3 protein-coding genes and 1 pseudogene are annotated in these 1,723 nt (G+C 54.7%); 1 reads left to right on the top strand and 3 read right to left on the bottom strand.

From position 1 onward, the window contains the following. Nucleotides 1–216, bottom strand: a 216-nt coding sequence (locus tag BBW68_RS17010) for a helix-turn-helix domain-containing protein (RefSeq protein ID WP_148127674.1), incomplete at its 3' end; no start/stop codon positions are given. 209 nt (nt 217–425) lie between these two features. Between BBW68_RS17010 and BBW68_RS19935 the strand changes: the two genes are divergently transcribed. Beyond that, on the top strand, nt 426–539 hold the full coding sequence (locus tag BBW68_RS19935; RefSeq protein ID WP_245675270.1) for a YtfJ family protein: 114 nt from the start codon (nt 426–428) through the stop codon (nt 537–539). 115 nt (nt 540–654) lie between these two features. Here BBW68_RS19935 and cysQ read toward each other — a convergent pair whose 3' ends face one another. Both cysQ and BBW68_RS18475 read right to left on the bottom strand, forming a co-directional pair. Continuing rightward, complete coding sequence (gene cysQ / locus BBW68_RS13000) at nt 655–1,395, bottom strand: 3'(2'),5'-bisphosphate nucleotidase CysQ (RefSeq protein WP_070135688.1); 741 nt, start codon at nt 1,393–1,395, stop codon at nt 655–657. A gap of 180 nt (nt 1,396–1,575) precedes the next feature. Then, nucleotides 1,576–1,665, bottom strand: a pseudogene (locus BBW68_RS18475) (FKBP-type peptidyl-prolyl cis-trans isomerase); the annotation flags it as partial. Between the last annotated feature and the right edge of the window lie 58 nt (nt 1,666–1,723).

Here is a 1,723-nt window from a genome sequence, read left to right as displayed (position 1 = left end):
AGCGGCCACGCGCTCAAGGATATAGGGCTTGAACGGGTCAAGCTTGCAGGGTCTGGGTGCGCGAGGCTTGTAGCGGATATCCGCTACGGGCAGCGGGCTACGGATATATCTGCGAACGCTCTCACGAGAGCATGAAAGCTGGCGCGCGATGGCGCGTATCGACATGCCCTGACGGTGTAAAACACTCATCTCCACTCTGGTCTCCAATGTCATCATTGGCAGTGCCTTAAAACTGCCATTTTTACCCTGGGTGGGTCAGATTTACATCGGCAGGTGGGCCAGTTTTACATCGGTAGCGACAATTCCCGGTGCCGGGATGTTCGTGCGCAGCAATATTCACAGCAATAAGTAGCAGTTCCCGTGGTCGCAGTTCATTGTCGACAACAACGGTGGCGCGTAAAGCCTAGCAGTTGGAGAGCGGCAGTTTGGCGATTATCGTGCTGGATAAGCAAGGCAAGGTACGGTTCGCCACAGAGGGTGCGCTGATGAAGGATGAAGTGAAGCAGGTGATGACGTTGTTGCAAGAATTACTGCACTAATTATGACCAAGGCGAACCTAAAAAGAAGGTCCGCCCCTACAAAAACCCAGATAGCATGATAGCATGAACCGTAGGGACCGATCATTTTTTCCCGATCGGCCCGATGCGGCAGACATCAATAAACCGACACGCGGAAACCGGGATTAAGGAACGATTCGCGTGGGGTGTAATCCAGCGTTTTCCCCTGCCAGTCGTGCACGTGGGCCCCCGCCGCCGCCGCCACCGCGTGGCCCGCACCGGTATCCCAGATATTGGTTGGCCCAAAGCGCGGGTAGAGCTGCGCTTTGCCTTCCGCCACTAGGCAGAACTTCAGCGATGAACCAATCGCGGTGGTCTGATGCTCTCCCAGCTGGCTGAGGTAATATTCCAGCTTGCTGTCGGAGTCGGAGCGGCTCACCACCACCAGTGGCGGGTGCGCATTCTGTACTTGGATCTGCATCTTGTGCCCGTCTTCTTCTTTCCAGGCTTTACCTTCAGCAGCGGAATAGATCACTTTTAATACCGGCGCATAAACCACGCCGAGCACCGGCTTGACGCCCTCAATCAACGAGATATTCACGGTGAACTCGCCGTTGCGCTTAATAAACTCTTTGGTACCATCAAGCGGGTCAACTAGCCAGTATTTCTGCCAGTGCTGACGCACCTCCCAGCCGGCAGGATCTTCCTCTGACAGCACCGGGAGCTCCGGCGTCAGAGCCTGCAGGCCAGCAACAATTACCCTATGCGCGGCAATGTCTGCTGCCGTCACCGGGGAATCATCGGATTTATGGGCGACATCCAGCGGCACCTGGTCGTCGTACACTCGCATAATGGCATCACCGGCATCACGCGCCAGCTGACAAATTTGTTCTAACACTTCCCACCTCCTGACTGTTCTGGTGTTTTCAACAGCATAACGCACCTGACGTGCAGGGACACAATTTCCTAGTATTTTATGATAAATCACAAAGTTAGGGAGAAGGGAAAAAGGCAGGTTGTGGCTGAGTTTTCGCAGACAGACTCAGGGGTCGGGCACGATGCCCGGCCCGCGAAGAACTTACAGGATTTCCAGCAGTTCGACTTCAAACACTGGGGTGCTGGATGGTGGGATGGAGGTACCCGCACCGCGCTCGCCGTAAGCGAGGTGGCACTGTTGCAAAGTTATTGATGAGTTAGCCTTTCGTGTTATTGAAAGGTCTTATCTT

Origin of the sequence: Candidatus Erwinia dacicola, assembly GCF_001756855.1 — a bacterium.
Taxonomy (GTDB): Bacteria; Pseudomonadota; Gammaproteobacteria; order Enterobacterales; family Enterobacteriaceae; genus Erwinia; species Erwinia dacicola.
This window is presented reverse-complemented; position numbering and strand designations above follow the sequence as displayed.